This window comes from Microbacterium sp. NPDC091676 (assembly GCF_044756645.1).
Taxonomy (GTDB): Bacteria; Actinomycetota; Actinomycetes; order Actinomycetales; family Microbacteriaceae; genus Microbacterium; species Microbacterium paraoxydans_D.
Genome location: NZ_JBIVTI010000001.1, coordinates 1015053 through 1041680 on the forward strand (window position 1 = coordinate 1015053; position 26628 = coordinate 1041680).

Genomic DNA, 26628 nt, shown 5'->3' on the forward strand with positions numbered 1-26628 from the left:
CCCGAGTCTAGGAGAGAGTGTTGTTCCAGAGCGACAGCGCCGACCCGATGGCCATGTGCATGTCGAGGTACTGGTACGTGCCGAGGCGTCCGCCGAAGTGCACGTCCTGCTCCCCCTTCGCGAGCTCGCGGTAGGCCAGGAGACCCTCGCGGTCGGTCGGGGTGTTGACGGGGTAGTACGGCTCGTCGTCGCGCTCGGCGAAGCGCGAGAACTCCCGCATGATGACGGTCTTGTCGGACTCGTAGACGTCCTTGCGCTCCGGGTGGAAGTGCTTGAACTCGTGGATCCGCGTGTAGGGCACGTCCATGTCCGGGTAGTTCATGACGCTGGTGCCCTGGAAGTCGCGGACGTCGAGGACCTCCTGCTCGAAGTCGAGCGTGCGCCAGCTCAAGGCTCCCTCGGCATAGTCGAAGTAGCGGTCGACGGGACCGGTGTAGACCACCGGGACCTGACCGACAGTGGCCTTCTTGCTCAGCGGCTGGGACTCGTCGAAGTAGTCGACGCCCAGCTTCACCTCGATGTTCGGGTGATCGGCCATGCGCTCCAGCCACGCCGTGTAGCCGTCGGTGGGCAGGCCCTCCCAGGTGTCGTTGAAGTAGCGGTTGTCGTACGTGTAGCGCACGGGCAGGCGGCTGATGATGTCGCCGGACAGCTTCTGCGGGTCGGTCTGCCACTGCTTGGCGGTGTAGTCGCGGAAGAACGCCTCGAACAGCGGGCGGCCGACGAGGGCGATGCCCTTCTCCTCGAAGTTCGTCGCGGACTTCACGTCGAACTCGCCGGCCTGCTCCTTGACCAGCGCCCGGGCCTGGTCGGGCGTGTAGGCCGCCTGGAAGAACTGGTTGATCGTCCCGAGGTTCACCGGCATCGGGAAGACGACGCCCTGGTGGGTCGTGTAGACGCGGTGCACGTAGTTCGTGAAGGACGTGAAGCGGTTGACGTACTCCCACACCGTCGCGTTCGACGTGTGGAACAGGTGGGCGCCGTAGCGGTGCACCTCGATCCCGGTCTCGGGCTCCGCCTCGCTGTAGGCGTTGCCGCCGATGTGCGCGCGGCGATCGATGACGGTGACCTTGCGGCCGGCGTTCGCAGCGCGCTCGGCGATGGTGAGGCCGAAGAAACCGGAGCCGACGATGAGGAGGTCCATGCGTGATTCTTTCCTGTCTGGCGCCCCGTCCGGGGACCCGTCGCGGCCGCCCGTCGCAGGGCGGCCGTTGGCCCTCCCATGCTACCTGCGCCGACGGGCGGCCCCGGTCAGCGGCGCCCCGCCGACGCCGGGCTTCGTATGCTGAAGGGACGATGACGATAGATATCATGCTGCCCTTCTGGGGCGATCCCACGCTGCTGCGCCGGACGGTGGAGTCCGTCCGCGCGCAGACCGACGGCGACTGGCGCCTCACGGTGATCGACGACGCCTACCCGGACCCCGCCGTGGCGGAGGCCTTCGCCCGCCTCGACGACCCGCGGATCCGGTATCGGCGGCATGACGAGAACGTCGGCATCATCGAGAACTTCCGGGAGAGCGTGCGTCTGGCCGAAGCCGACCACCTGGTGGTGCTGGGCAGCGATGACCTCCTGCTGCCGGGGTACGTCGCCGCCGTCCGTGCCGCCATCGCCCGCCATCCGGACGCCGCCGTCTTCCAGCCGGGCGTGCAGGTGATCGACGAGAACGGTGCGCCGTCGCTGCCGCTCGTCGACCGGGTGAAGCAGCGGATGCTGCGGCCGGACACCCGCGCCGGCGACGTGGAGCTGGCCGGTGAGCGGCTCGCGACGAGCCTGGTGCGGGGCAACTGGCTCTACTGGCCGTCGCTCGTGTTCCGGACCGACGCCATCCGTGCGCACGACTTCCGCGACGACCTGCCCATCGTCCTGGATCTGGCGATCCTCCTCGACATCGTCTTCGCGGGCGGATCGCTCGTCGTGATCGACGACGAGGTCTTCGCCTATCGACGGCACACCGAGAGCGCGTCCCAGAAGGCCATCCTCGACGGCTCCCGCTTCCGGGACGACCGCCGGTTCTTCCGGGAGACGGCGCGACGGGCCGAGGAGCGCGGCTGGAGGTCCACGGCCCGCGCGGCCAGGGCCCGCGTGTTCGCGCGCCTGCACGCCCTGACGACCGTGCCGACCGTCATGCGACGCGGGAACGCCGAGGGACGCCGCGCCCTCTGGGCGCACATCCTGCGCTGATCAGCGCCGGAGCGCCGATCCCCACGCCCGCAGCAGCATCACGCGGGCGCGGAGCATCGCCCCGATCCCCCGGGGCCGGGACGGAGAGGCGTTCGCATCGTGGATCCGCCGCCGGATCGTCGGGGCCTCGATGTGCGTCATGGTGCGGTGCGCGTTGCCGACGAGCGCGATCCAGAGATCATGGCTCTCGTCGAGGTACGGCGGGAACGGCAGGACCCGGTCGAGGGCGTCGCGGCGGACGGCCATGGCGCAGCCGTAGTACGGCGCCATCCCGGCGAGGATCCGCAGCGCGTTGCGCACGCCCTGCCGCGACCATGCCGCCCGCAGTCGCCAGGGCCGGCGGGTGATCGGGTTCGGGAGCGGGTCGTCGGAACCGAGCAGCACCAGATTCGACGCCGCGACGGCGGAATCCTCGAGCGCGGCGAGGAAGAGGGCGCGCCGACCGGGGATCCAGACGTCGTCCTGGTCGGACAGCATGACGACGTCGCCCGTGGCCCGGCTCAGCGCCTCCTCGAAGGTGCGGACGTACCCGCGGTTGTCTCCCCGCGCGTGCACCCGGATGCGCGGATCGTCGAAGCCCGCGAGCACGGCGACCGTGCCGTCGGTCGAGGCGTCGTCCACGACGACCACCTCGTCCTGGGGCTCCAGCTCCGCGAGGATCGACTCGAGCTGCGGCGCGAGGTACCGCTCGCCGTTGTACGTGGCCATGCACACGCTCACCCGGATCGCGTTCACGACACGGCCTCCTTCGCTGGTCGGCGCAGCTCGGCACGGAGCACGAGCACCTGATACCCCGCGACGCACAGCTCCGATACCGCCACGGCCCACGCCACCGCCGGCACGGATCCGGCCGCGGCGAAGAGGAGGATGAGCGGAGCTCCGACGAGAGCGCCGATGAGCGTCGAGATCGCGAGCGCGCGCACCCGGCCGACGACGACCAGACAGGCGTAGCCGACGATGGCCGCCGTCGCGATGCCGATGAAGGCGACGCCGAGCGGCAGCGAGACCTCCCAGGGGACCGTGATCGCGCCGACGGAGAGGATCGTCGACGCCCACGGGCTCAGCACCGCGATGCACGCACCGCCGATGACCCCGATGACGACGGCGGCGCCGGCGGCGATCCGGGCCCGACGTCGGTAGTCGGCCTCGGGGTCGGGCACCCACCCCTGGAAGAACTGCTGGATGGGCAGCAGGGCGATCGAGGCGTACTTGAACAGGCGGTCGGCGAAGGCGTACATCGGCTGCAGCGCGGGGAGGAACGCCTGCACGGCCACCATCGGCAGGGTCACGTAGAGACCGCTGACGAGCGTGGCGGAGACGGCATGGCGCTGTCCGCCGAGCACCACCCGCAGCGGCACCCGCGGGTGCGGGGATGCCGACGAGCCACGGAGGACGGTCATCGCGTCGATCACGACGGCGCCGACGAAGCCGAGCCCCTGGGCGACCAGATACACCCACAGCTCGCCGGTCAGGACGGCGCCGACGATTCCGACGACGGCGCCGAGGACGGTCGGCAGCGTGTCGCAGAGGAGCAGCCGCAGGGGTTTGCCCTCCCCCGTGAAGTACCACGCCGCCCCGAGGTTCGGCAGCAGGTACACCGCGGCGCCGAGCACGGAGACGAGGACGTCGCCGCGGGTGAGCAGGGCGAGGATGACCGCGATCACCGGGAGCACGAGCAGATAGAGCAGGGCACGCGCGCGGAGCGACGTGCGGTAGAAGGCCTGCCGGCTCTCGATGGGGATGCCGGCCACGGTCGCGGCGCCGGTCGCGCCCCAGCCGAAGGCCACGAGGATCCCACCGAACTGCGACACGGTCTGGATGAGCGCGAGGGTCCCCCAGGTGGTCTTGCCGAGAGAGGCCGTGAGGAGCGGGATGGAGATGATGCCGATGAGGGTGACGACGCCGACCGAGACGGTGAACCCGCTCAACCGGCCGGCCGCGGAGCGCACGGCGCCGCTCACACCGGCTCCGGCGCGATGACGGGTGCCGTCCACCGGATCTCGGCGGCGACGGGGGCGAGTGCCGCGGGCATCCGGCCCATCCGCCCCCGGAACGCGGCGACGACCGCGGCGCGGTACACCCGCAGCAGCGCACGTCGCGGCCGCGCGACCCAGACGGCGTTGACGAAGTGGATGGCGTCGAGGAGGGAGTCCCGGATGATCTGGCCGGGAGCCACGAGGAGGTACTCGCGGTTGAGCACGATCCGGTTCCGGAGACGGTAGAAGTAGCGGAAGGGCGTGCTCAGGGTGATCTCCGGCGGGATGCCGGGCAGCCGCACCGTGCGTCCGCACAGCTCACGGCGGTACTTCGTCCCGAGCGCGTGCTCCATCCGCACGCCGCCCGCGGCGAGGACCCGCCACCCCCGCCGACGCAGGCGGAGCTCGAACTCCGTGTCGACGAGATCGATGAAGAAGTCCTCGCGCAGCGCGCCGACGGCCTCGACCACCGGCACGGGGAGGAGCATCCCCGATTGGATGACGTTGGCGGCGTCGCCGTAGGGCGCCTCGGGCCCGCGCTGCTGCCGCACCCCGGCGAAGAACTCCGGCACGACGACGCCGACGCGGGCGCCCGCCGCCGTCGCGGCGTCGTGGGCGGCGAGGAGCGCCGCCACGAACCCCGGCTCGATGTGCGAGTCCTGGTCGAATGTCAGCACGAAGCCGGCGCCCGCCTCCTGCGCCCTGGCGATGCCGTCGTTCAGCGCCGCGGCGATGCCGTCGTTGGCCGGGCGTCGCACGACCGCGGCACCGTCGGCGACGAGCGCGGACAGCACCGGGTCGGCGGCCGGGCCGGAGCCGTCGTCGACGACGATCACGCCGTCGACCTGCCCGGCGACCGAGGCGACCGCCTCCCTCGCGGACTCACCGGGCCGGAAGGTCGAGAAGACGGCCCAGACACGCGAGGCACTCATCCGAGGCGCACCGGACGGGGGACGGAAAGCAGAGACTCCAGCATGGCGCCTTTAGACTAGCCTCATTCGCTGATCGACCCCGCAGACCCGGAAGGCCCTCTCGTGTCGACCTCCCCGTTCGGCACCATCGTGCTGGCCGCCTACTCCCCCGATCCGGAACTCTTCCGTCGTCAGCTCGCCTCCCTGCGGGCGCAGTCGGTGGAGGACTGGGAATGCGTGATCTCGGTGGACGGCGATCCCGCGCCCGTCGCCGCGCTGGTCGAGGAGATCACCGAAGGGGACGGTCGCTTCCGGATCGTCGGCGACGGATCGCGGCTGGGCTTCTACCTGAACTTCGAGCGCGGCCTCCTCGCCGTGTCCGAGCGCAGCACGTGGATCGCGCTCTGCGACCAGGACGATCGCTGGGACGCCGACAAGATCGAGCGTCTGCTCCCCCACCTCGACGAGGTCTCGCTCGTCTCCGCCCAGGCGCGGATCGTCTCGTACCCCTCCGAGAAGGAGACGGGGCGCACCGCCCGGCAGGATCACGGGCCGCTCTTCACCCTCCTCTCCAACGAGTTCACCGGCTCGCTGTGCCTCTTCGCCCCGGAGCTGCTGGCGACCGCCCTCCCCTTCCCCCGGGCGTCGACCAGGGTCGCGACCCACGACCACTGGCTCGCGGTGGTCGCGGCCGCCCACCGCGGCACGCGCATCGTGGACGACCTCGTGCAGGACTACGTCCAGCACGACGCCAACGTCTTCGGCGATCCGAGTCGGCTCGGCGGCGGCAGCATCCGCCAGTCGGTGCGGAACATCCGCGACCAGGCGGAGCGCTACGAGGGCTCCCGCTCGCCGCGCGCGATCGCCCGGATGACCTTCTGGACCTATGTGGGCTGGCGACAGCTCATGGTCGACACCCTCGATCGACGGATCCCGGAGTCCCGCATCGACGCCCGTCGTGACCGCGTGTTCGGCGACGGCCGTCGGTTCCGCGCGGCGTCGGCCCTGCTCCGGGTGGCGCGTCGGCGCGGCATCGTGCCGGCGCGCTTCGCTCTCGAATACCGCGCGAGCTGGCTGTGCGGAGCGATCAGCGGCGGGCGCCGCGCCGTTCGTCGTGCCGTCGCCGCCGCTCGTCCCTGAGGGCGGAACTCAGTCCCGCTCCCCCGGCGCACTGCGCTCCTCGAGGCCGGCGGTGCGCTGCTCCAGCCGCTCCAGCTGGGTGCGCAGGATCGCCGACTCCTCCGCGAGCCGACGGGTCTCCTCCTCGACCTGGCTGAGCTCCCACGACAGGTGCAGCGCCACGCCGAGCAGCAGCAGGATCGCGGTCGCGAAGAGCAGGTTCGACGGCACCTGCACGCCGAGGAACGCCGTGAGGCCGGCCAGGAGCCCCGGGAAGAGCCCGACGATGAGCACCGAGACGGCGATGACGAGCCAGAGGACCGCGTACTTCTCGCGGAGCCGTCTCGTGAGGAGCATCCACAGGACGATGACGAGGATGAGGACGGCGAGGGCGATGCCGACGAAAACGATCATGCGCGCGGTTCTCCCTTCCGCGAGCCGGTGCGTCGCATCGCGGCCAGCATCAGGGCGAACACCGACCTCAGCAGGTAGACGGTGGAGCCGAGCGGCCCCTGGCTGGGGGTGCCGTGTGCGCGGGGACGCATCGCCACCCCGACCTGGGTCACCGTGAGGCCGGAGTGCAGCGCCGCGACCAGGGAGTCGAGCGTGTCGCCGAGGTACTCCGCGGGGTAGTACCGGACGTACTGGTCGATGGCCCGCGCGTTGGCGGCGCGGAATCCGCTCGTCACGTCCGTGAGCCGGGTCTTCGCGATCCGCGACACCACCGAGGCGAGGAACACCATCGCCCATCGGCGCGGCCCGCGCACGGAGTAGTCGCCGACGTCGGAGAAGCGGGCGCCGATCGAGATGTCCGCATCCTGGAGCCCGCCGAGCACGCGTTCGATATCCCCGGGGTCGTGCTGTCCGTCCGCGTCGACCTGGATGGCCGCGCCGTACCCCTCGCGCGCCGCGTAGGTGAACCCGGTGCGCATGGCTCCGCCCACGCCCAGGTTGAACGGCAGCGACAGGACGGCGGCCCCGGCCTCTCGTGCCGCCGCGGCGGTGGCGTCGGTGGAGCCGTCGTCGATCACGACGACGTCGTAGCGCGACGACGCGGCGCGGATCTCGCGGACGGTCGTCCCGACGTTGCGCTCCTCGTTCCACGCGGGCACGAGGACGAGGACACGGTTCGCACGTGTCTTGTCGGTCATGTCAGGATCTCCGAGTTCAGCCCAGACCGCACGCGGTCACTTCGTACAGTCTGGCATCGCCTTCGCTGTCGACCAGACGCACCACCCCGGAATCCTCCAGCTCCTCCAGACCCGGAAGGGGGTGCGAGCCGTTGTGCACCTCTCGATCGCCGAAGTCCAGCACGAAGCCGACGCCCGTCTCGCGGAGGGCGTCGCAGACGTCGGGCTGCGTCTCGGCGTCGGCGAGATGGTCGTTCACCGTCTGGGCCTCCTCGGAGACGTCCACGAGGATGTGCGGCATGAGCACCTCGCGTCCCCCGATCGCATACGCCAGCGCGGTGCCCGTGTACGGATTCCCCGCGATCTTCTCTCCGGCCGGGACGTGCGTGGGGAGTCGTTCGAGCAGTGCCATCTCGTCCGCGCTCACCAGCGCGGAGTCATCGTCGAGCGCGAACCGTCCGTGCGCCTGCTCCACGGCGTGCGGCAGGGCGGGCAGCGGCAGCAGGACGGCGCCCACGACGGCCAGGGCCACGCCCGTGAGCGTGCGTGCCCTGACGGCTTCGGGGCGCGCCGCCGCCCAGCGCCGCGCGACCGCCTCGACGGTACGGGCGAGACCGAACGCCGCGAGGGGGACGAGCGCCACGCCGAACACCGCCGCGAGCCGTGGCCAGTTGTTGTACCAGCTTCCGGTGAGCGCGTCGCGGAGCGTGCCGAACGGCGAGGCGATCACGATCACGAACAGGGCGGCGCCGATGACCCACGATGCCACCGCCACGAAGACCGGCCCGGTGCGCTCCCGCACGGCCCACACCAGTCCCAGCAGGACGGCGAGGGCGACGCCGATCGACACCGCGCCGTAGAACATCGAGACCTGCGCCACCTCCCGCACGGCCTCGGCCGGGCTGAGCGCGGTCGGCCACAGGCGCGTGGGCAGCGGCGGACGGAGGATCTTGAGGAGCAGCAGCCCCAGGCCGAGGTACGCGAGCACGCCGACCACCAGTCCGATGCGCGCCTTGACCGCGGGGTGTCCGCGCCAGAAGCGGACCGCGAAGACGCCGACCATCGGGACGGAGAGCGCCAGCCACGCGACGAACCCTCCGGGGTGCGCGAGCGCCACCCCGGGGATGGCGCCGAGCAGGACGAAGCCCCACCAGCCCGGCGCCCGCTCCTCGGCGGTCGACCCGATCCCCAGCAGGGAGGCGGTCGCCGCGAGCGCGACCGGGGCGGTCGCGAGGGCGAGCTGGAAGGGGTAGAGGACGCCGTAGTCCATCGGGAGCAAGGGGAACATCGGCACCGACGCGCTGACGAGGGCCGCGCTCACGGTGACGGCGGCGCTCGGTCCGGCGAGCACCCGCGACAGCAGCACGGCGCCGAGCGGCCACAGCACCGCGGCGATGACGAGCGTCTGCGCGTTCACCACGGCGGGGATGCTCGCGCCGCTCAGCTGGACGACGATGGCGGCGGTGGCGTGCCAGACCGACGGGTAGAACGGCACGCCGCCGTGGGGACTCGTCATCTGGCCGAGCTCGAGGGGCGAGGCGGCGCCGGTGTCGAGGATGTACCGGATCGCGTTGAGGTGGAAGACGTTGTCGAACGTCTGGGAGATCGCCGTCGGCTCTCCGATCACCGAGAGCGTCTGCCAGCCGATGACGATCGCGGCGAGGCCCAGGGCGAGCACCGTCCACCACGGCGAGACGGATCGCGGCGCCACGGGGCGCGTCGTCGTCCGGCGTCGCACGAGCAGCACGCCGGCGCCGATCACCACCGCCAGGACGAGGCTCGGGAGGATCGACCACCCGAGACCGAGCCATCCGGCCACGACGCTCGCACCGCCGATCACGGTCGTCGCGAAGGCGGGGGCCGCGGCGACGGCCCAGAGCCCCCGGAGCCCGATCACCCAGGCGAGCGACCCTCCGAGAACCGCGTACACCGCGAGGAGGACGACGGCAGGCCACAGCAGTTCGAGCATTCCCATTAGTTCCAGATCTCTCGCGGACGACCGGATCAGGATATCCCGCGGCCATGGTGATCCCCTGCGTGGACCGGGACCGCGCGAGGCGGGGACGAGGCGCGCCCGGGACTTCCGGGAACAGTGTGTCAACATAGAGGCGTGAAAGGCATCATTCTCGCCGGGGGCTCCGGCACGCGTCTGCACCCGATCACACTGGGGGTCTCGAAGCAGCTGATCCCGGTGTACGACAAGCCGATGGTCTACTACCCGCTGTCGACGCTGATGCTCGCCGGCATCCGCGACATCCTGGTGATCACCACCCCGCACGACGCCGCACACTTCGAGCGGCTGCTGGGCGACGGATCGCAGTTCGGCATCAACCTCCAGTTCGCGCAGCAGCCGTCGCCGGACGGCCTCGCCCAGGCCTTCACCATCGGCGCGGACTTCATCGGCGACGACTCGGTCGCCCTGGTCCTCGGCGACAACCTGCTCTACGGCCCCGGCCTCGGGAGCCGCCTGCAGCGCTTCGAGGACATCGACGGCGGCGCGGTGTTCGCCTACTGGGTGGCAGAGCCCCAGGCCTACGGCGTGGTCGAGTTCGACGACGAGGGCCGTGCGGTGTCGCTCGAGGAGAAGCCCGCACAGCCCAAGAGCAACTACGCCGTGCCGGGTCTGTACTTCTACGACAACGACGTCGTCGAGATCGCCCGGAACCTCGAGCCGAGCGCTCGGGGCGAGTACGAGATCACCGACATCAACCGCGCCTATCTGGAGCGCGGGAAGCTGCAGGTCGAGGTGCTCCCGCGGGGCACCGCGTGGCTCGACACCGGCACGTTCGACCAGATGACGGACGCCGCGGAGTATGTGCGCACGATGGAACGACGCACCGCGCTGAAGATCGGCGTCCCCGAAGAGGTCGCGTGGCGCCAGGGCTTCCTGAGCGACGACGAACTGCGCGAGCGCGCCGAGAAGCTGGTCAAGTCGGGCTACGGGGTCTACCTGCTCGACATCCTGAAGAGAGGACACGCATGAGCCGTCTGCTCGTGACCGGAGGCGCCGGCTTCATCGGCTCCAACTTCGTCCACCACGTGGTGGCGCACACGGACCACCATGTGACCGTGCTCGACGCGCTCACCTACGCCGGCAACCGGCGCTCGCTGGAGGGCCTGCCCGAGGACCGGGTCGCCTTCGTCGAGGGCGACATCACCGACGCCGCCCTCGTCGACCGGCTCTTCGCCGAGACCGACGCTGTCGTGCACTACGCCGCGGAGTCGCACAACGACAACTCGCTGAACGACCCGCGTCCGTTCCTCGACACGAACATCGTCGGCACCTACACGCTGCTCGAGGCCGCACGTCGCCACGATCGCCGTTTCCACCACATCTCGACGGACGAGGTGTACGGGGACCTCGAGCTGGACGACCCGGAGCGCTTCACCGAGTCGACGCCGTACAACCCGTCGTCGCCGTACTCCTCGACCAAGGCCGGCAGCGACCTCCTGGTCCGCGCGTGGGTCCGCTCGTTCGGCGTCAAGGCGACGATCTCCAACTGCTCCAACAACTACGGCCCGTACCAGCACGTGGAGAAGTTCATCCCGCGGCAGATCACGAACGTGCTCCGGGGCATCCGCCCGAAGCTGTACGGCGCCGGGGAGAACGTGCGCGACTGGATCCACGCGGACGACCACTCCTCCGCGGTCCTCACGATCCTGGACAAGGGCGCCATCGGCGAGACCTACCTGATCGGCGCGGACGGCGAGCGCAACAACAAGGACGTCGTGGAACTCATCCTCACGATGATGGGGCAGCCCGCCGACGCCTACGACCACGTCACCGACCGCGCGGGCCACGACCTCCGCTACGCGATCGACTCCACGAAGCTGCGCACCGAGCTCGGCTGGCGTCCGCAGTTCTCCGACTTCGAGGCCGGACTGTCGGCGACGATCGACTGGTACCGCGACAACGAGTCGTGGTGGGCGCCGAGCAAGGACGCCGTCGAGGCGTTCTACGCGGGCAAGGGCCAGTGAGCGCCGCGTTCGGCAAGAAGCTCGAGCGGATCGAGACCCCCATCCCCGGTCTCGTGGTGTTCGAGCTGCCCGTCCACGGCGACTCCCGGGGCTGGTTCAAAGAGAACTGGCAGCGCGAGAAGATGGTCGGCCTCGGTCTCGAGGACTTCGGCCCCGTGCAGAACAACATCTCCTTCAACGACGCCGTCGGCACCACCCGCGGCATCCACGCGGAGCCCTGGGACAAGTGGGTGTCGGTCGCGACCGGACGCATCTTCGGCGCCTGGGTCGACCTCCGCGAAGGCCCCTCGTTCGGCGCGGTCTTCACGACCGAGCTCGACCCGTCGCGGGCCATCTTCGTCCCGCGCGGGGTCGGCAACTCCTACCAGACCCTCGAGCCGGACACCGCCTACACGTATCTCGTCAACGACCACTGGTCCCCCGACGCCTCGTACTCCTTCCTGAACCTGGCCGACGAGACGGCCGCCATCGAGTGGCCGATCCCGCTCTCCGAGGTGGAGATCTCGGAGAAGGACAAGGCGCACCCGCGTCTCGCGGACGTCACGCCGATCCCGCCGAAGAAGACGCTCGTCGTCGGTGCGGCCGGACAGCTCGGCCGAGCCCTGCGGGCCGCGCTCGGGGAGGCCCCGCACATCGAGTACGCGACGAGGGACGACCTCGACCTGCGCTCCGCGGAGCTGTCCACGGCCCGCCGCTGGCGGGACTACGGCACGATCATCAACGCAGCCGCCTACACGGCGGTCGACAAGGCCGAGACCCCCGAGGGCCGGGCGGAGGCGTGGGCGTCGAACGTGACCGGTCTGGTCGCGCTCGCGAAGGTCGCCGCCGAGAACGACCTCACCCTGGTCCACGTCTCGAGCGACTACGTCTTCGACGGCAGCAAGGACGGCGCGTACACCGAGAACGACGCGGTCTGCCCGCTCGGCGTGTACGGACAGACCAAGGCCGCCGCGGACGCGGTGGCGGCGACCGTGCCGCGCCACTACATCATCCGCACGTCCTGGGTGATCGGCGACGGCGGGAACTTCGTGCGCACGATGGCCTCGCTGGCCGAGCGCGGCATCGCACCCGGCGTCGTCTCCGATCAGATCGGGCGACTCACCTTCACGGAGGACATCGCCCGCGCGGTCATCCATCTGCAGGAGGCCGGGGCGCCGTACGGCGTCTACAACGTCACCGGATCCGGCGAGCCCCGCTCCTGGGCGGACATCGCGCGGGACGTCTTCCGTCTGCGCGGTTCCGACCCTGCCGACGTCCGCGACGTGACGACCGCGGAGTACTTCGCCTCGGCCACCACGCCGGTCGCCCCGCGCCCGCACAACAGCGTCCTCGACCTCGCGAAGATCGAGGCCACCGGCTTCCGCCCCGCGGATGCCGGGCGTTCGCTCGAGGCCTACCTCGCCGCCCCGGCCTAGCCCGGCCCGTCGCCAGGGTGCTCTCGGGCGCGCCCCGTAGACTGGCACGGTCGGATCCCGGCAGCAAAGAAGGGTCTTCATGCGGTCTGCTCTCATCGGTCATACGGGTTTCGTCGGCTCCAACCTGCTCGACGCCCACGGGTTCGACGACCTGTACAACTCGAAGAACATCGGCGACATCGCCGGCCGGGAGTACGACCTGGTGGTGAGCGCCGGCAACCGTGCCGACTCCTTCCGCATCAACAACGACGGCCCCGCCGACCTCGCCGAGATCGATGAGCTCGTGGACACCGTGCTGCGCGCCCGCATCGGCAAGCTCGTGCTCATCTCCACCGTCTGCGTCTATCCGGAAGGCGGCGCGCCCGACGAGGACACCCCGCTCTCGCCGGAGGGTCTCACCCCGTACGGGGCCAACCGCCTGCATCAGGAGCGGCGATTCGCGGACGCCGTGGACACCACGATCGTCCGCCTCCCCCAGCTCTACGGAGCGCGGCTCAAGAAGGGCGTGGTCTACGACCTCGCGAACGACTACCGCGTCGAGCACATCCGTCCGGCGAACCGCTTCCAGCACTACGACGTCCGCGAGCTGTGGGGGCACATCGACATCGCCCTCTCCCGCGGGCTGGAGGCGGTCAACATCGCGACGCCGCCTCTCACGAACGGGCGCCTGGCCGCGGAGGTGTTCGGACGCGACATCTCGGACCAGGTGCCTCCGGAACCGGAGTCGCCGTTCGCGCGGATGTACACCCGGAACATGACCACCCGTCACGCGGACCTGCTCGGCGGAGCCGACGGCTACCTCCTCACCGAAGAGGCGGAGCTCGCGGGTCTGCGACGGTTCGCGGACGAACTGCAGCAAGAGAGGCACTGAGCGTGTACAAGGGCCATTCCATTTCGGCGATCGTGACCTGCGCCGGCAAGGGCACCCGATTCGGCAGCAACAAGCTGCTCGTGGAACTCGGCGGGATGACGGTGCTGGAGCGCACCGTCCGCGCCGTCGCGTTGCCGTTCATCGACGAGATCATCGTGACGATCAGCGCGGAGAACGAGCACACGTACCGTCGCATCCTCATCGACGAGGCGGACCTGCCGGTGACCCTCGTCGTCGGCGGCGAGGAACGGCATCTGAGCGCGAAGAAGGGCCTCAAGGCCACCACGGGCGACATCATCCTCGTCCACGACGGTGTGCGCCCCTTCGTCACCGAGAAGCTCATCCGCGACGTCCTGGACGCGGCGATCGAGGACGGCGCCGCGATGCTGGGCACGCCGAGCACCGTCCAGGTGAAGCTCGTCGGCGACGACGGCTTCATCGAGGGCTCGCTGGACCGTTCGCACTCGTGGCTCGGTCAGACCCCGCAGGCCTTCCGCCGCAAGCTGCTGAAGAAGTCCTACAAGCGCGCCGTGAAGTCGAACTACCAGCGGGTGAGCGACGACGCCGACCTCGTCCACGAGTTCATGGGCACCCCGTCGCGCATCCTCCTCGGCGACGTGAACAACATCAAGATCACCACCCCGCAGGACCTCGGCACGGCACGGTTGATCGTGGACCGCCTGATCGCCGCCGAAGAGGACTCCTGAGATGACCGCTCCCGCACCGAAGGTCTCGGTGATCGTCGCGACCTATCGTTCCGGTGAGGGTCTCGATCGCCTGATCGCCTCGCTCGACGCGCAGTCCCTGCCGACGGACGAGTGGGAGGCGATCTTCGTCGACGACGGGTCCCCCGACGACACGTTCGACCGGCTCACCGAGATCGCCCGCTCGCGCCCGCACTTCCGGGTGACGCGCATCGAGAACTCCGGATGGCCCTGTCGTCCCCGGAACACCGGCATCGACCTCGCCCGCGGCGAGTACGTCGCGTTCATGGACCATGACGACGAGCTCTACCCGCACGCCCTCCGCGACGGCCATGCGTACGCGCGCGCCCACGGTGCCGACGTCCTCAACGGCAAGGAGGCGCGCACCGACGACGCCGGCTGGGCGATCGACCAGTTCCCGGCCGACCTGCCGCAGGTGCTGGGGCAGGGACTCCCCTACGGTGCCCTCACTCCCACCAACCCGCACAAGCTCTACCGTCGACAGCTCCTCATGGACCACGACATCCGCTTCCGCGAGGGCGGTCGCGTGCTGTGGGAGGACATCTTCTTCAACGTCGCCGTGCTCGCCAAGGCAGAGGTCGTCTCGACGATGGCATCGACGCCGTACTACCACTGGTTCACGACCGCCGGCAGCGGATCGACCACGTTCCGACGCGCCCGCGCCGAGTGGTGGTTCTGGCTGGGCGAGGTCATCGAGGCGATCGAGAGCGGACTCGACGCTCCGGGGCTGGAGGATGAGCGGCGCCTGCTCCTCGAGCACCAGTACCGCTCCCGCCTCATGGACGCGTTCAACGCGTACTACGTGGAGCGGGCTCCCGAGACGCGGAAGCTGATCTTCGAGCACGCGCATCGCCTGCAGGAGGAGCACTTCCCGGAGTCCGCCGACGACTGCCTCGACACGACGTGGCGACTGCGGGCGAAGCTGCTCCGCGCCGGCCACCCGCATGCGCTCGACCGGCTCATCCGCGAGGACCCGGTGCTCGGGCCGGTCCCGCGCGCCGCGGGGCTGCGCTGGGAGGACGGCCGCCTGCACATCGGGTTCCGGGTCGAGTGGAAGGACGGGCAGGGACGGCGTCACGCGCTGCGCACCGTCGACGGACGCATCCGCAAGGTGCTCCCGAAGCCGTTCGCGCCCCTGTTCACCGACGACGAGCTCGACGTCACGGCCGAGATCGACGGTGCCTCCGCCGCCGTGGGCGTCCGCTCGGAGGACACCAGGATCGGGTGGCTAGTGCCGAGCGAGAGCAGTGTCCAGCGACGGGACGACGCCGAGACGACCACGTTCGACGTCGAGGGGACGGCGACCGTCGATCCCTCGACGGCTGCGTTGGGGGCCCCGCTGGAAGGCCGGATCTGGGACCTCAGCGTCCGCAGCGTCCTGGGCACGATGCGACGTCAGCCGATGCTGCGCGGTTCCCTCGCCCCCGCGGTCTCCCTCACCCCCTCGGGGGCGCGAGCGGCCTACGCCGTCGGCGGAGACCGCATCGTCCTCGACCTCGACCCGCAGGACCTCGGAGCTCTCGTCCGCCCCACCGGCCGCGTCGCCGTCCACGACGGCCGCACCGCCGTCGAGCTGTCGGTCGACGAGCTCTCCTCCGAGACGCCGGGCATTCCGACGACCGTGCGCGTCGCCGGGCTCGGCGCCCCGGCCCGGGGCCGGGGCCTGGCACGTCTGCGTCGCCCCCGGGCGACGGTGGCGTGGAGCGAGCGGCCCGCCGAGCTCGTCGTCCGCGACGGCCGCGCCTGGCTCGAGATCGACGGATCCGTTCCCGTCGACGTCCATCTGGGGGCACGCTTCCCCGGAGGCGGCTCCGTCTATCGGGTAACCACCGCGTCGATCACGCCGCTCCGCCCGCGCTGAGCGCGGGCGGAGCGGGGCGTCACTTCTGGATGAGCGGGTTGTCCTGGCGCAGACGCTCGAACACGGCGTCGTAGAGCTCCACGACCCGCCGGTTGTCCTGGCGGATCTCGCGGATCTGCACCTCGAGGTCGGCGATGCGGGCCAGCAGGTCCTCGGTGATGTCGACCGACGCGGGCGTGGGCTTGTCCGGGTCGAAGCGCTGCAGCTTCCCGTACGTCGTCGGGGCGATGAGCATCGCGAGCTTTCGCAGGATCTTCCTCATGGGATCACTCCTTGATCGTGGTCTCGCGCCGCGCGGCGCGGGATGAGCCGTTGTCGCCGGCGAGGACGGGGCCCGGCACCCGGGTCAGACGCGCGGCGCGCACGGGGCGCAGCTGCCGGCCGTCACGCCGCCACCAGCGACCCTTCGGGGTCAGGGCGAGCGGGTGTCCGACCAGCTCCCGCTCGAGCCACTCCTGCGGCAGGTGCCAGGTCGAGGGCTTGCCGTGCTCGTAGCGCCGGCTCAGGGTCTCGTCCGAGATGACGTCCGCGAAACCGCGCCCGCGGAGGACGAGGTCCAGGAAGAGGAGGACGTTCTGCCGGTTCGTCTTCGTCAGCGCCTGCACGCTGTGGTGCGCGAAGACGAACCACTCCTCCCCCGTCCCCAGCATCCATGCGGCGAACTCGAAGACCGCCGCACGGTCGTTGAGGTTGAGGTAGCGGAAGTCGACGGCCGGATCCTGCGGGCCGGAGCGGGCTACGCGCAACGCCTCGTGGCTGTAGTCCACGCCGACGACGCGATGCCCCTGCGCCGCGAGCTCGCGGGTCCAGCGCCCGTCACCGCAGCCGAGGTCGAGGATGCGCGCGTCCGGGGGGACGTCGCGGAGGAATCGCCGGATCGAGCGTCGCGCCGGGGTGAAGCCCACCGGGTCGGTGTACTCGAGGTAGTGCTTGTCCCAGTACACCCGTCCGCGGTTGTAGACGCCGAACCACGTCTCGAAACGCCAGCGCGTGGACGTGGGCGTGACGAACTTGAACGTCGGATCCGGGATGCGCCACCCGGGGCCGTAGGCGTAGGACAACCAGGCGGTCGGCTGGGCCGGCTCCGGCAGCTCCACGCCCTCGACCTCGCGGGGCCGGGTGGGGACGAGGTCTTCCGGGGTGACCTCGGGACCGCGCAGCGCGAACGGCTGGCAGTAGAGGCCGTCGCGGAAGAAGCCCGTGAAGATGTCGATGTAGTGGTCGGGCTGGCCCTCGCTGTCGAAGAACTGCAGCTCGAGGTGCGTGAGGCTGTGCCGCACGATCGTGTAGCCGCGCGCCTGAAGGGCGCGCTCCATCCGATACGACTCGAGTCCGATGTCGGCGGGGTTGTCGGCGTGGCAGTAGAACGCGAGGTCGAGGTCGTCGTCGTGCGGCAGCAGCCCGCCGTCCCTGACGATCCCCAGCAGTGTCCCGCCGACGATGTAGACCTCGTGGCCGTCGGCCTCCAGGTCGTCCACGATGCGGCGGCCGTTGGCGAGGAGATCGCGCCCGACCATCCCGTCCCGCCCCTCGAGGACCGGTCCCAGCCGATCCCACTTCGTCATGGCCAACCAGCGCCCGCGGGCGTCCGTGAGCGAGAGCCGCTCGCTGCTGCGTCCGAAGCGCACGTCGACGGCCTCGTCGATGCGCCGCCCGGTGACGGTGTCCAGGATCGTGACGGTCGTGACCCCCGACAGCCGGACGGCCAGAGCCTTGGGCCACGGCAGGCTGATGACGCCGTCCACGGCGTACGGCACGCTCGCGGACCAGACGCGATGTCCGTCGAAACGGACGTCGACGACCTTGGCATCCTCGAGGGTGAACGGGTCGAGGACGATGCGCTGGAGGTCGACGTCGATCATACGCCGAGCGCCTCCACGGCCTCGTCGATCGGGCCGTCGAAGATCTTCTTGCCCTTCTTGATGACCACGCCGCGCTGGCAGAGGTCCTTCACCATGTTGGTGTTGTGGCTCACGACGAGCATGGTCACACCCCGGGAGGTGAGCTCCTTGATCTTCGCGGAGCACTTCGCGCGGAACGGTGCATCGCCCACCGACAGGACCTCGTCGACCAGCAGGATGTCCAGCTCCACGTGGATCGCGACCGAGAACGCCAGACGCATGAACATTCCGGAGGAGTAGTGCTTGACCTCCTGATCGATGAACTCGCCGATCTCGGAGAACGCCACGATCTCGTCGAACCGCTCGTCGATCTCGCTCTCCGTCATCCCGAGGATGGCGGCGTTGAGGTACACGTTCTCGCGTCCCGAGAGCTCGGGGTGGAATCCGGCGCCCACCTCGATCAGGCCGGCGACCCGCCCGCGGGTGAGCACGCGGCCCGTGTCGGGCTCCAGCACGCCGGAGATGAGCTTCAGCGTGGTCGACTTGCCCGATCCGTTCAGACCCATGATGGCGACCGACTCGCCCTCGCCGACCTGGAAGCTGATGTCGTCGAGCGCGGTGAACTTGTCCGCGCGCACCTTCTTGCCGCGGATCCAGCCGACGAACGCCTCCTTGAAGGAGTGCGTGTTCCGCTTGAGGAACCGCTTGGAGACGTGGTCGACGACGATGCTGGGAACAGCGTGGGTCTGGGAGACGATCTGAGACATCACAGGTCCTGAGCGAAGGAGCGTTCGAAACGACGGAAGGTGATCTGGCCGATGACGAGCATCCCCAGGCAGATGAGGAGCGCGACGAGCAGCGCGGTGCCGAAGCCCGGCAGGATGCTCGGATCGGCGGCTCCCGCGGCCGGGGGCTCCGTGGTCCCGGCCCAGAAGCCCTGGTGGAAGAGCTCGACCGCCACCGTGAGCGGGTTCCAGGTGTAGATGGTGAACATCCACGGGTGGTTGGCCAGGGCCTCCTGGACGAGGATCCAGCTGTACAGCACGGGAGAGGTCCAGGTGGAGAACATCTTGATGAGGTCGACGAAGTTCTGCGCGTCCCGGAACCGCACGTTGAGGGCGCTGAAGAACAACCCCAGCCCCAGCGCGAAGAGCAGCACGATGACCACGGCGAGCAGGATGCCGGCGAGGCCGAGGAGCGTGGGCGTCCACCCGATCAGGAGGCAGACGACCAGCAGGATCGCCATCTGCGGGAGGAAGTGGATGAAGGCGATGATGGCGGACGCCACCGGGAAGAGCTCCCGCGGCAGGTAGATCTTCTTCACCAGAGCGCGGTTGTCGACGATCGACGTGGTCGAATTGCCGAAGGCCTCGTTGAACAGGTTCACGGCGACGACGCCGGAGAACAGGTAGACCGGGAAGTTCTCGATGTTGTGATTGAGCTTGAGGATCACGCCCATCACGAAGTAGTAGATGAGGAACTGCGCGGCCGGCTTGACGTACGACCACACCCAGCCGAGCACGGAGTTGCGGTACCGGGTCGCGGTTCCTTTCCGCACGAGGAGGCGGAGGAGGTAGCGGCGACGGAAGACATCGAGGATGCCCTTGCCCCGGCCGGGAACGTCGTAGTCGCTCAGGTCGAGGGGCATGCCAACCGTCAACTCATTCGCCCTTCCGTCGGGAACGCGGGACTCGGGCCCGCGACACATCCTCCCGAGTATATCGGACCGACCCGGTCGGACCCTGAGCGTGGGCGGGGCGCGCCGCCTCCGCCCTCGCTCAGGGTCGGCGTCAGCCCTTCGGCATGCCGGCGATGGTGCGGGCGTCGAGGACGACGGCTCCGGTCGCCTTCTGGTCCGCGGCGAGGACGAGCTTGCCGCCCGACGGCGTGTAGAGCGGGCCCCCCGGAGAGGTGAGGAGCAGCGTCGTCAGGGGCGCCGCCGTGCTGAGCGTCAGCGTGGCGCAGGTCGCCGGCGACAGGGCCAGCGGGGTGAACCCTCCCAGCGCGCCGGGCGCCACCGGTCGGAGGGTGCCCCCCGCGCCCACGTACGTCGTGGCCCCGCAGGTCACGAAGACGCCGACCTCCGGCGTCCCCGCGATGCCCCGCGTCGCCACGGCCGCCGGAGCGACGATCTGGTAGCGGGCCTGCACGCCGAGATCGGCCGCGACTCCCCAGTTCGGGATCCGCTGGCGCACGGCGCCGTTGATGAGCGTCACCGGCGACTCGTTCGATGCGCGGACGAGAGCGCCTTCGGTCGGCACGACGGCCGCCGGCAGGCTCGCGAGGTACGCGGCCGAGACGCGCTTCACGCTGGGCGTGGTGCCCGCCGCAGCGCGCGTGATGCTGGCGGCGTCGGGAAGCCGCAGGAAGCCGCCCCCGACGGCGACGACGGTGAGTGCGCCGTCGTCGAGGAAGACCGGCGTCTCCGCCGCCGTGCCCGTCGTCCGCCCGGCGCACACCTGCGAGGTGAGGGCGGTCACCGTGTTCCCGCCGACCTGAGCGCCCGACACCGCGTGCAGCTTGCCCGATGCCGCCACGTACGTCGTGGAGCCGCAGGTGGCGAAAGACGTCAGCGGTGCGCGCTTGTCCATCCCCACCACGGCATCCGGGCCCACGAGGGTCGAGCTCGACGGAAGACCGTACTCGGCCGCCATCGCCCAGCTGGGCAGGTGCACGAGGGTCCTGCCGTCCACGAGCCAGACCTCGGAGGTGCCGGACACCCGGATGAAGGTCGCGCCGGTCGGGTAGGGCGAGCCGATCGTGACGGCGGACCGGTAAGCGGCACCGGCTCCGAGGATCGTCGGGGCCACCTCGCCGTTGATCGCCGTCCGCTGTGCGGTATCGGCCACGGCACGGTACTGGCCGCTGACGAGGTGGAAGACGTCCGTCGAGCCCGCGAACCGCACGAAGACCGCCGCGCCGTTCACCTTCGTGCCCGTGAGGTTGAGTCGACCGCACGTGGTGGCGTCGAGCGGCACCGAGCCGAACCCAGCCGGGACCGCGCCGGACAGCGCGCTGAGCTTGCCGCCCGCGGCCGCGTACGCCTTGCCTCCGCACTGCACGAACGGCGCGAGCGGCGCCCCGACCTGGTACCCGTTGAGGTCAGCCGCCGAGATGTTCGCCCCGACCTTCGACGGCAGCCCGATCTCCGCGGACTGCGCCCAGGACGGCAGATGGTGCAGCGATCCCGCGTCGTCCGCCAGCCAGACCTCCGGCTTGCCGGAGACCTTGACGTACGTCGCCGGCGCGAAGCGCAGCCGCGTCTCGACGGTGCGCGCCTTCACCACGGCGGCGGGGACGACGGCGGCGTAGGGGGTGGTCCCGCCGTTGCGCGCGGCGGCGGCCGCCGCGTCGTACATCGGCACCAGGGCGTTCCCGCTGAGCTGATGCAGCCGTCCCCCGGCGGCGAGACGACCGAAGGAGGTCATCTCCGCGCCGGCCTTGAACTTGGTGAAGTGCGCATTCGACATCGTCACCAGGGGATCCCCACAGGAGCCGCCCCAGGTGGCGACGAGACCGCAGCTGGAGAAACGGTGGGTCTGGGATCCCTGGAGCATCGCCACGACCCCGGTGCTGGCGTTCTTGACGTAGAACGATCCTCGCGCACCCTCGCGGTATCCGGAGAGCGTGGCCGCCGTCGTCACGACCGGCGCACCGAAGACCGCCTTGTACTCGGGGTACGCGTCGGCGGTGAGGTGGTACCGATTCGTCCCGGAGAGCAGCCACACGGCGGTGCCGACCTTGACCAGGCCCTGCATGGACGTCGGGTTCTGCGTGGATCCGAACCAGTCGGTGAAGTAGTTGTAGAAGTTCCGGTTGCCGTAGGCCGAGCACCCGTCACCGGTTCCGTACCCGGCCCGGAGCGCTGCCGCGTTGGGCTGGTACGGCGTGTAGTAGTACAGGGCCGAGGTGGCCTTGTTGGCCACGTAGACGGGCGACGAACCGCACGAGCGGTTGGGGTTGTAGAGGATGTTCCAGGTGCGGCCGGGCGCGTACCACTGGAACCACTTGCCCTCCATGTAGATCTGCATCTGCCGGGCGGCGCCGTAGATCTGGTGGAAGAAGCCGATGAAGTTCGGATCGCAGGGCGCGGTGTCGGGGCAGCCCTGACCCAACGCGATCCGGTACCGCCAGGCGCTCGGCCACGTGTGCGTGATCAGGCCCTGCTCCTTCTGGAGCATCACGATGAGCACCTGCGGGTTGATGTTGCAGGCCTGCGCGACCCGATAGATGATCCGCGCCGCGGACTCGTTGGCCGCGCCGCTGTAGCCGCTGCAGTACTGGTCCCCCGGCCGGCTGACCGTGTTCATCCGGAAGTCCTTGAGGCAGACGATCGCCTCGTTGTTCTCGTCCCGGCCGCCGAGGCATCGGGAGACCTTGCTGTTGAAGAAGCTCTGGATCTGCGCCTCGGTCATCGTGCTCTTGTTGGTGAACACGGCGTCGCTGATGATGTTGCCGGCGTTGAACCCGGCGAGCGTGCTCTTGGCTATCCCGGCGGTCACGGGGTCGCCCGAGATGCGGCCGGTGCTCGCGGAGGCGGGCACGGCGGCCGTGACGGCGGAAGCAGCGGTGGCGGGGACCACCGTGCCGAGGACCAGGGCGGAGACGGCGAGGAAACAGGTGAGAAGGCGGGTGACCTTCGCGGTGTTTCGAGAGCGTGGGGCACGTCGAGACATGTGACCAGTGTGACGGAAGTTGCAGGATGATGCCACCGTTACACGAAAAGGTCGACCTCTCGTCGGCGTGTCGCGTGTTTACGAAGCTGGCTCTCAGCCGTTCACAGCTCGGCGTGCAGACTCCACACGCGCTCCGCCGCACTCGCCCAGGAGAACGCCCGTGAGCGATCGGCGGCGAGCACCCGAAGTCGCGCGGCACCGTCTCCTGCGGCGTCCGCGACCGCATCCGGGAGCGCGTCCTCCCCCACGATCGCGCCTCCGTCCGCGATCACGTCGTGGTGGCATCCGGACTCCGTGGCCACGACGGGGATGCCCAGGGCCATCGCCTCCACCGCCCGCCACGGCCACCCGGAGACGGCGTCGGTGGCGACGAAGAGCCGAGCGGCGGACAGCACCGCGGCGCGGTCCGCCGCATCCAGCGCGCCACGGATGTGCGCGCGTCGCTCCGGGAGCCCGGCGGCGGCGGCGATCTCGGCGATCCGCGGCTCGCTCCCCTCCGCCGCCCCGATCACCACGGCGTCGAGTCCGGCGGCGACCGCGCCGCGGAAACCGGCGCTCAGGGCGTGCTCCGGGCCGGACAGCACGAGGTACTCCGCGGGCAGGTCCAGCTCGTCGCGGCGCGCGGACGCGGCGACGGGGACCACGAGGTCCTGCGGCGGGGCGCCGGCGATCACGCGGACGCGATCGCCGAGCTTCGCCAGACCGGAGAGCTTCTCGGCCATCGAGTGGGACGGCACGACCACGGCGTCCGCGTGCTTCACCGCCCGTCGCAGCATGCCCCGCTGCCAGGCGACCGCACCGCGCGACAGCTGGGACGGCGCCTCCCACGCACGCAGGTCCCACAGCGTGACGGTGGTCTGATCGTTGTCGTGCACGCGGTCGTGGCGCACCAGCGGGGCCAGCAGCGTCGGTGCGTGGATGAGACCGCCGCCGACACCCGGGGCGATGCCCAGCTGCCAGGACGCGGCGAGCTCGCGCCTTCCGACCGCGAGCGTGCGGACATCGCCGATGCCGCGGATCGCGACCTCCGCACCCGCGGGCACGATCGCCTCCACCGTGCAGTTCGGCGGCGCCGTCTGGACGAGGCCCGCAGCGAGATCCCGCGACGCCGCCGCCTGGTCGGCGTCGACGACATGCACGAGCTGATCCAGAACAACACGCAGCCGAGCACCCATGCGATCAGGCTAACCGCGGGACCCCGCCCAGGCAGGGAGCGCATCACCTTCCCGGGGCGGTACTCAGCGTTCCCACAGAATGAGGCTCTCGGCGGACGCCCGCGGCGTGCTTGAATGCCAGGGTGAGCGATGGTCGACTTCCCGTCCGGCGCCGATGGATCGGGTGGACCATCGGCCTCCTCATCACGCTGCTCGTCCTGGCTCTCGGCTGGGTGACCGTGCGCGGGATCGGGGCGGTGGACAACCTGCAGCAGATCGCGAAGGGGACGACCCAGCTCAAGCAGGCGATCGCCGCCGGCGACATCGACGGCGCGGGGCCCATCGCCGGACGCATCTCCCACCACGCGGAGTCCGCCCGGTCCCTGACCGGCGATCCGATCTGGCAGGCCTTCGGCGTCCTCCCCTGGATCGGCCCGAACTTCCGCGCCGTGAGCGAGGTCGCCGTGATCGCGGACGACGTCTCCACAGACGCGCTGGACCCCTTGCTCGACGTCGCCGGGGATGTCGACCTCTCCAGTCTCGGCTTCTCGGGCGGAGCGATCGACCTCGCCCCCTTCGCGGAGATCGAGAAGCCGCTCGGCACGGCGAGTGAGGCCCTGGCCGCAGCGGAGGACAGGGCCCGGCGCATCGACGCCGATGCCACCCTCCCGCCCCTGGCCGACGCCGTCCGCGAGATGCGCGGCGCCGTCACCCAGGCGGCGACGGCCGTCGGTGCGTTGCACGGGGCCTCCGTGCTCCTGCCCACGATGCTGGGCGGCGACGGCCCGCGCACCTACGTGCTCGCGATGCAGAACAATGCCGAGCTGCGCTCATCGGGCGGGATCGTCGGCTCCATCGCGCTCCTGCGCGCCGAGAACGGCAGGATCACCCTGCAGCAGCAGGCCTCGACGCGGGACTTCCCCCCTCTGGACACGGCACTGCCGCTCAGCGACAGCACGGTCGCCCTCTTCGAGGACCGGCCCGGCCGCTATCTGCAGAACATCACGAGCATCCCGGACTTCCGGGAGGCGGGCGAGACCATCGCGGCGCGATGGGAGGGCCGCTTCGGCGGAAAGGTCGACGGAGTGATCGCCGTGGACGCGGTCGTGGCCGCGCACCTCATGCGCGCCACCGGTGACCTGACGTTCGGACCCTTCACGGCGACGGCCGACACCGTGACCGACATCCTCCTCTCGGAGATCTACGCGGCGGTCCCCGATCCGGCCGTCCAGGACGACATCTTCGCGCAGGCCGCGGGCGGGCTCTTCGCGGCCGCGCTCTCGAACGCGAAGCCGCAGGATCTCGTGCGCGCGCTCGCGGACGCCGCCGGCGAAGGGCGCGTGCGCATCTGGAGCGCGCACGAGCCCGAGGAGGCGCTCCTCACGGCCAGCTCCCTGGGCGGGACCCTCCCCCGGGACGATGCCGATTCCGCGGCCGTGGGAGTGCTCTTCAACGACGGCACCGGCGGGAAGATGGACTACTACACCCGTGCGTCCATCGCCACGGCGGTCGGGACGTGCGCGGGGGCGCCGACGACGCAGGTGCGGGTGACCTGGACCAACACCGCTCCCGCGGATGCCGCCACCTCCCTGCCGCCGTACGTCACGGGCGACGGCGTGTACGGGGTGCCCGCCGGGAGCGTCCGCACGCTGATCGCCGTCTACGGCCCCGAGGGCGCGCTGCCTTCGCACATCGACCGCGACGGCGCCGAGGAGGGCGTCCAGACGACGACCGTCGAGGACCGGGCGGTCGTGCAGCACGAGGTGCTGCTCGCCCCGGGAGAGTCCACGACCATCACGGTGGAGTTCCAGGGCGAGGGCGCGGGAGAACGGCTGACGGAGGTGCGGCACACGCCGCTGATCGTCGATCCGAAGCTGACGCGCGACACCCTGCACTGCGGCTCGTGACATTCGCCGACGGATGAGGTACTGTCATCTCACTGGGGAATAACCGGGGTCCGTGAACCTGCCGTGGGGGCAGAGGGCCTCGCGCAGTCGGATGCAGGGGTGTATCCGGAGGCGATTCCGCGTGAAATTCTGGGGAGAAATCATGCTGAAGAAACTGGCTGCCATCAGCCTTACCGCTGGCGCGCTCATCCTGGCCGCGCCGACCGTCGCCTCTGCCGCGCCGAGCGACTCGTACCCGTCTCCGCCGAGCGCGAAGGTGGGTGACGCGATCATCGACACCTGCCAGGTCTCGACCGTCGCCTTCGGCGCCGGGTACTTCGAGCCGTCGGAGACCGTGGGCGTGTCCGTGTCCGGCCAGAACGCCGGCGCCGCCGCCATCTCCGGCAACACCGCCGCTTCCGACGGCAGCCTGACGGTCACGTTCCGCCCGCCGTCCGACGGACAGGGGGCCTACGCCCTCGACTTCGCCGGGTCGCGGCCGTACACCGCGATGGTGACGGTCTCGCACGGGAACACGGCCGCATCGAGCTGCGATCACGATCCCGGCGTGGCCGCGCCCGCCGGCACCGAGCTTCCGCTCACCGGCGGCATGGAGCTCGCCCTCACCGGCGGATCGGTGTCGCCGTGGATCGTCGGCGGTGGAGCAGTCGCTCTGGTCGCCGGTGGTGCCCTCGTCGCCGTCGGAGCCGCGCGCCGCAAGCGCGCCTGAAGCCGCGCGCCACAGCGCGCCTGAGCCAGGCTGCCGCCTCGTGCGGTGGTCGGCTGGACGACGGTGATCCCTCCCCCTCCGATCACCGTCGTCTGGCGAATCCGGTCCTGCACCGGACGCCCACGGGTGATGTTCCCGGGAACGTCACCCGTGGGCTGCGTCGTGCCCGGG

General features: G+C 70.4%; 23 protein-coding genes. 10 read left to right on the forward strand and 13 right to left on the reverse strand.

Annotated features, from left to right (window positions below; translation table 11 throughout):
- Positions 1–7: 7 nt before the first annotated feature.
- Positions 8–1144, reverse strand: coding sequence for a UDP-galactopyranose mutase (gene glf, locus ACIQID_RS05105; RefSeq protein WP_312673110.1), 1137 nt, complete (start codon positions 1142–1144; stop codon positions 8–10).
- Positions 1145–1296: 152 nt separating this feature from the next.
- Between glf and ACIQID_RS05110 the strand changes: the two genes are divergently transcribed.
- Positions 1297–2184, forward strand: a complete 888-nt coding sequence (locus tag ACIQID_RS05110; protein ID WP_400282570.1) for a glycosyltransferase family 2 protein — start codon at positions 1297–1299, stop codon at positions 2182–2184.
- On the opposite strand, the gene ACIQID_RS05115 is transcribed toward ACIQID_RS05110, so the two are convergent.
- Genes ACIQID_RS05115 through ACIQID_RS05125 form a run of 3 tightly spaced genes read right to left on the reverse strand, consistent with a single transcriptional unit; the run spans position 2185 to position 5092 of the window.
- A complete protein-coding gene (locus ACIQID_RS05115; RefSeq protein WP_400282573.1) occupies positions 2185–2919 on the reverse strand; it encodes a glycosyltransferase family 2 protein in 735 nt (244 codons plus the stop codon).
- A complete protein-coding gene (locus ACIQID_RS05120) occupies positions 2916–4178 on the reverse strand; it encodes a hypothetical protein (protein WP_400282577.1) in 1263 nt (420 codons plus the stop codon). The genes ACIQID_RS05115 and ACIQID_RS05120 overlap by 4 nt, the downstream gene beginning before the upstream one ends.
- A complete protein-coding gene (locus ACIQID_RS05125) occupies positions 4142–5092 on the reverse strand; it encodes a glycosyltransferase (RefSeq protein ID WP_312673116.1) in 951 nt (316 codons plus the stop codon). The genes ACIQID_RS05120 and ACIQID_RS05125 overlap by 37 nt, the downstream gene beginning before the upstream one ends.
- A gap of 102 nt (positions 5093–5194) precedes the next feature.
- Between ACIQID_RS05125 and ACIQID_RS05130 the strand changes: the two genes are divergently transcribed.
- A complete protein-coding gene (locus tag ACIQID_RS05130; protein WP_312673118.1) occupies positions 5195–6211 on the forward strand; it encodes a glycosyltransferase in 1017 nt (338 codons plus the stop codon).
- A 9-nt stretch (positions 6212–6220) separates the two neighbouring features.
- Here the strand turns inward: ACIQID_RS05130 and ACIQID_RS05135 are convergent, their stop codons facing one another.
- Genes ACIQID_RS05135 through ACIQID_RS05145 form a run of 3 tightly spaced genes read right to left on the reverse strand, consistent with a single transcriptional unit; the run spans position 6221 to position 9289 of the window.
- Positions 6221–6604: a DUF2304 domain-containing protein gene (locus ACIQID_RS05135; RefSeq protein WP_312673120.1), complete on the reverse strand. Its 384-nt coding sequence runs from the start codon at positions 6602–6604 to the stop codon at positions 6221–6223.
- The gene (locus ACIQID_RS05140) at positions 6601–7341 is read right to left on the reverse strand and encodes a glycosyltransferase family 2 protein (protein ID WP_312673121.1); all 741 of its coding nucleotides are present in this window, start codon (positions 7339–7341) and stop codon (positions 6601–6603) included. Before ACIQID_RS05140 ends, ACIQID_RS05135 begins: the two co-directional genes overlap by 4 nt.
- A 16-nt stretch (positions 7342–7357) precedes the next feature.
- Positions 7358–9289: a DUF6541 family protein gene (locus ACIQID_RS05145; protein ID WP_331202586.1), complete on the reverse strand. Its 1932-nt coding sequence runs from the start codon at positions 9287–9289 to the stop codon at positions 7358–7360.
- Between the two features lie 141 nt (positions 9290–9430).
- Between ACIQID_RS05145 and rfbA the strand changes: the two genes are divergently transcribed.
- The 6 genes from rfbA to ACIQID_RS05175 all read left to right on the forward strand — a co-directional run bounded on the left by rfbA (position 9431) and on the right by ACIQID_RS05175 (position 16170).
- The gene (gene rfbA, locus ACIQID_RS05150; RefSeq protein WP_025103013.1) at positions 9431–10303 is read left to right on the forward strand and encodes a glucose-1-phosphate thymidylyltransferase RfbA; all 873 of its coding nucleotides are present in this window, start codon (positions 9431–9433) and stop codon (positions 10301–10303) included.
- Positions 10300–11298 carry a dTDP-glucose 4,6-dehydratase gene (rfbB, locus tag ACIQID_RS05155; protein ID WP_312673124.1) on the forward strand — a complete coding sequence of 333 codons (999 nt, stop codon included), beginning with the start codon at positions 10300–10302 and terminating at the stop codon, positions 11296–11298. The genes rfbA and rfbB overlap by 4 nt, the downstream gene beginning before the upstream one ends.
- Positions 11295–12713, forward strand: coding sequence for a bifunctional dTDP-4-dehydrorhamnose 3,5-epimerase family protein/NAD(P)-dependent oxidoreductase (locus tag ACIQID_RS05160; RefSeq protein ID WP_312673125.1), 1419 nt, complete (start codon positions 11295–11297; stop codon positions 12711–12713). Before rfbB ends, ACIQID_RS05160 begins: the two co-directional genes overlap by 4 nt.
- Before the next feature lie 79 nt (positions 12714–12792).
- A complete protein-coding gene (locus ACIQID_RS05165) occupies positions 12793–13584 on the forward strand; it encodes an NAD-dependent epimerase/dehydratase family protein (RefSeq protein WP_312673127.1) in 792 nt (263 codons plus the stop codon).
- 2 nt (positions 13585–13586) lie between these two features.
- The gene (locus tag ACIQID_RS05170) at positions 13587–14291 is read left to right on the forward strand and encodes a 2-C-methyl-D-erythritol 4-phosphate cytidylyltransferase (RefSeq protein WP_312673129.1); all 705 of its coding nucleotides are present in this window, start codon (positions 13587–13589) and stop codon (positions 14289–14291) included.
- A gap of 1 nt (position 14292) precedes the next feature.
- Positions 14293–16170: a glycosyltransferase gene (locus tag ACIQID_RS05175; protein ID WP_400282587.1), complete on the forward strand. Its 1878-nt coding sequence runs from the start codon at positions 14293–14295 to the stop codon at positions 16168–16170.
- 19 nt (positions 16171–16189) lie between these two features.
- Here the strand turns inward: ACIQID_RS05175 and ACIQID_RS05180 are convergent, their stop codons facing one another.
- The 6 genes from ACIQID_RS05180 to ACIQID_RS05205 all read right to left on the reverse strand — a co-directional run bounded on the left by ACIQID_RS05180 (position 16190) and on the right by ACIQID_RS05205 (position 23862).
- Complete coding sequence (locus tag ACIQID_RS05180) at positions 16190–16432, reverse strand: hypothetical protein (protein WP_312673132.1); 243 nt, start codon at positions 16430–16432, stop codon at positions 16190–16192.
- A gap of 4 nt (positions 16433–16436) precedes the next feature.
- Positions 16437–18032: a methyltransferase domain-containing protein gene (locus ACIQID_RS05185; protein WP_400282590.1), complete on the reverse strand. Its 1596-nt coding sequence runs from the start codon at positions 18030–18032 to the stop codon at positions 16437–16439.
- Entirely contained in the window at positions 18029–18778 is a 750-nt protein-coding gene (locus tag ACIQID_RS05190) for an ABC transporter ATP-binding protein (RefSeq protein ID WP_303708252.1), read from the reverse strand. The genes ACIQID_RS05185 and ACIQID_RS05190 overlap by 4 nt, the downstream gene beginning before the upstream one ends.
- A complete protein-coding gene (locus tag ACIQID_RS05195) occupies positions 18778–19659 on the reverse strand; it encodes an ABC transporter permease (RefSeq protein WP_312673134.1) in 882 nt (293 codons plus the stop codon). Before ACIQID_RS05195 ends, ACIQID_RS05190 begins: the two co-directional genes overlap by 1 nt.
- Before the next feature lie 142 nt (positions 19660–19801).
- Complete coding sequence (locus tag ACIQID_RS05200) at positions 19802–22687, reverse strand: hypothetical protein (RefSeq protein WP_400282594.1); 2886 nt, start codon at positions 22685–22687, stop codon at positions 19802–19804.
- Positions 22688–22788: 101 nt separating this feature from the next.
- Positions 22789–23862: a glycosyltransferase gene (locus tag ACIQID_RS05205; protein ID WP_400282597.1), complete on the reverse strand. Its 1074-nt coding sequence runs from the start codon at positions 23860–23862 to the stop codon at positions 22789–22791.
- Between the two features lie 122 nt (positions 23863–23984).
- Here ACIQID_RS05205 and ACIQID_RS05210 point away from each other — a divergent pair, with 122 nt between their 5' ends.
- Positions 23985–25748 carry a DUF4012 domain-containing protein gene (locus tag ACIQID_RS05210; protein ID WP_312673138.1) on the forward strand — a complete coding sequence of 588 codons (1764 nt, stop codon included), beginning with the start codon at positions 23985–23987 and terminating at the stop codon, positions 25746–25748.
- Positions 25749–25890: 142 nt separating this feature from the next.
- Positions 25891–26457 carry a hypothetical protein gene (locus ACIQID_RS05215; protein ID WP_312673139.1) on the forward strand — a complete coding sequence of 189 codons (567 nt, stop codon included), beginning with the start codon at positions 25891–25893 and terminating at the stop codon, positions 26455–26457.
- Positions 26458–26628 lie beyond the last annotated feature (171 nt).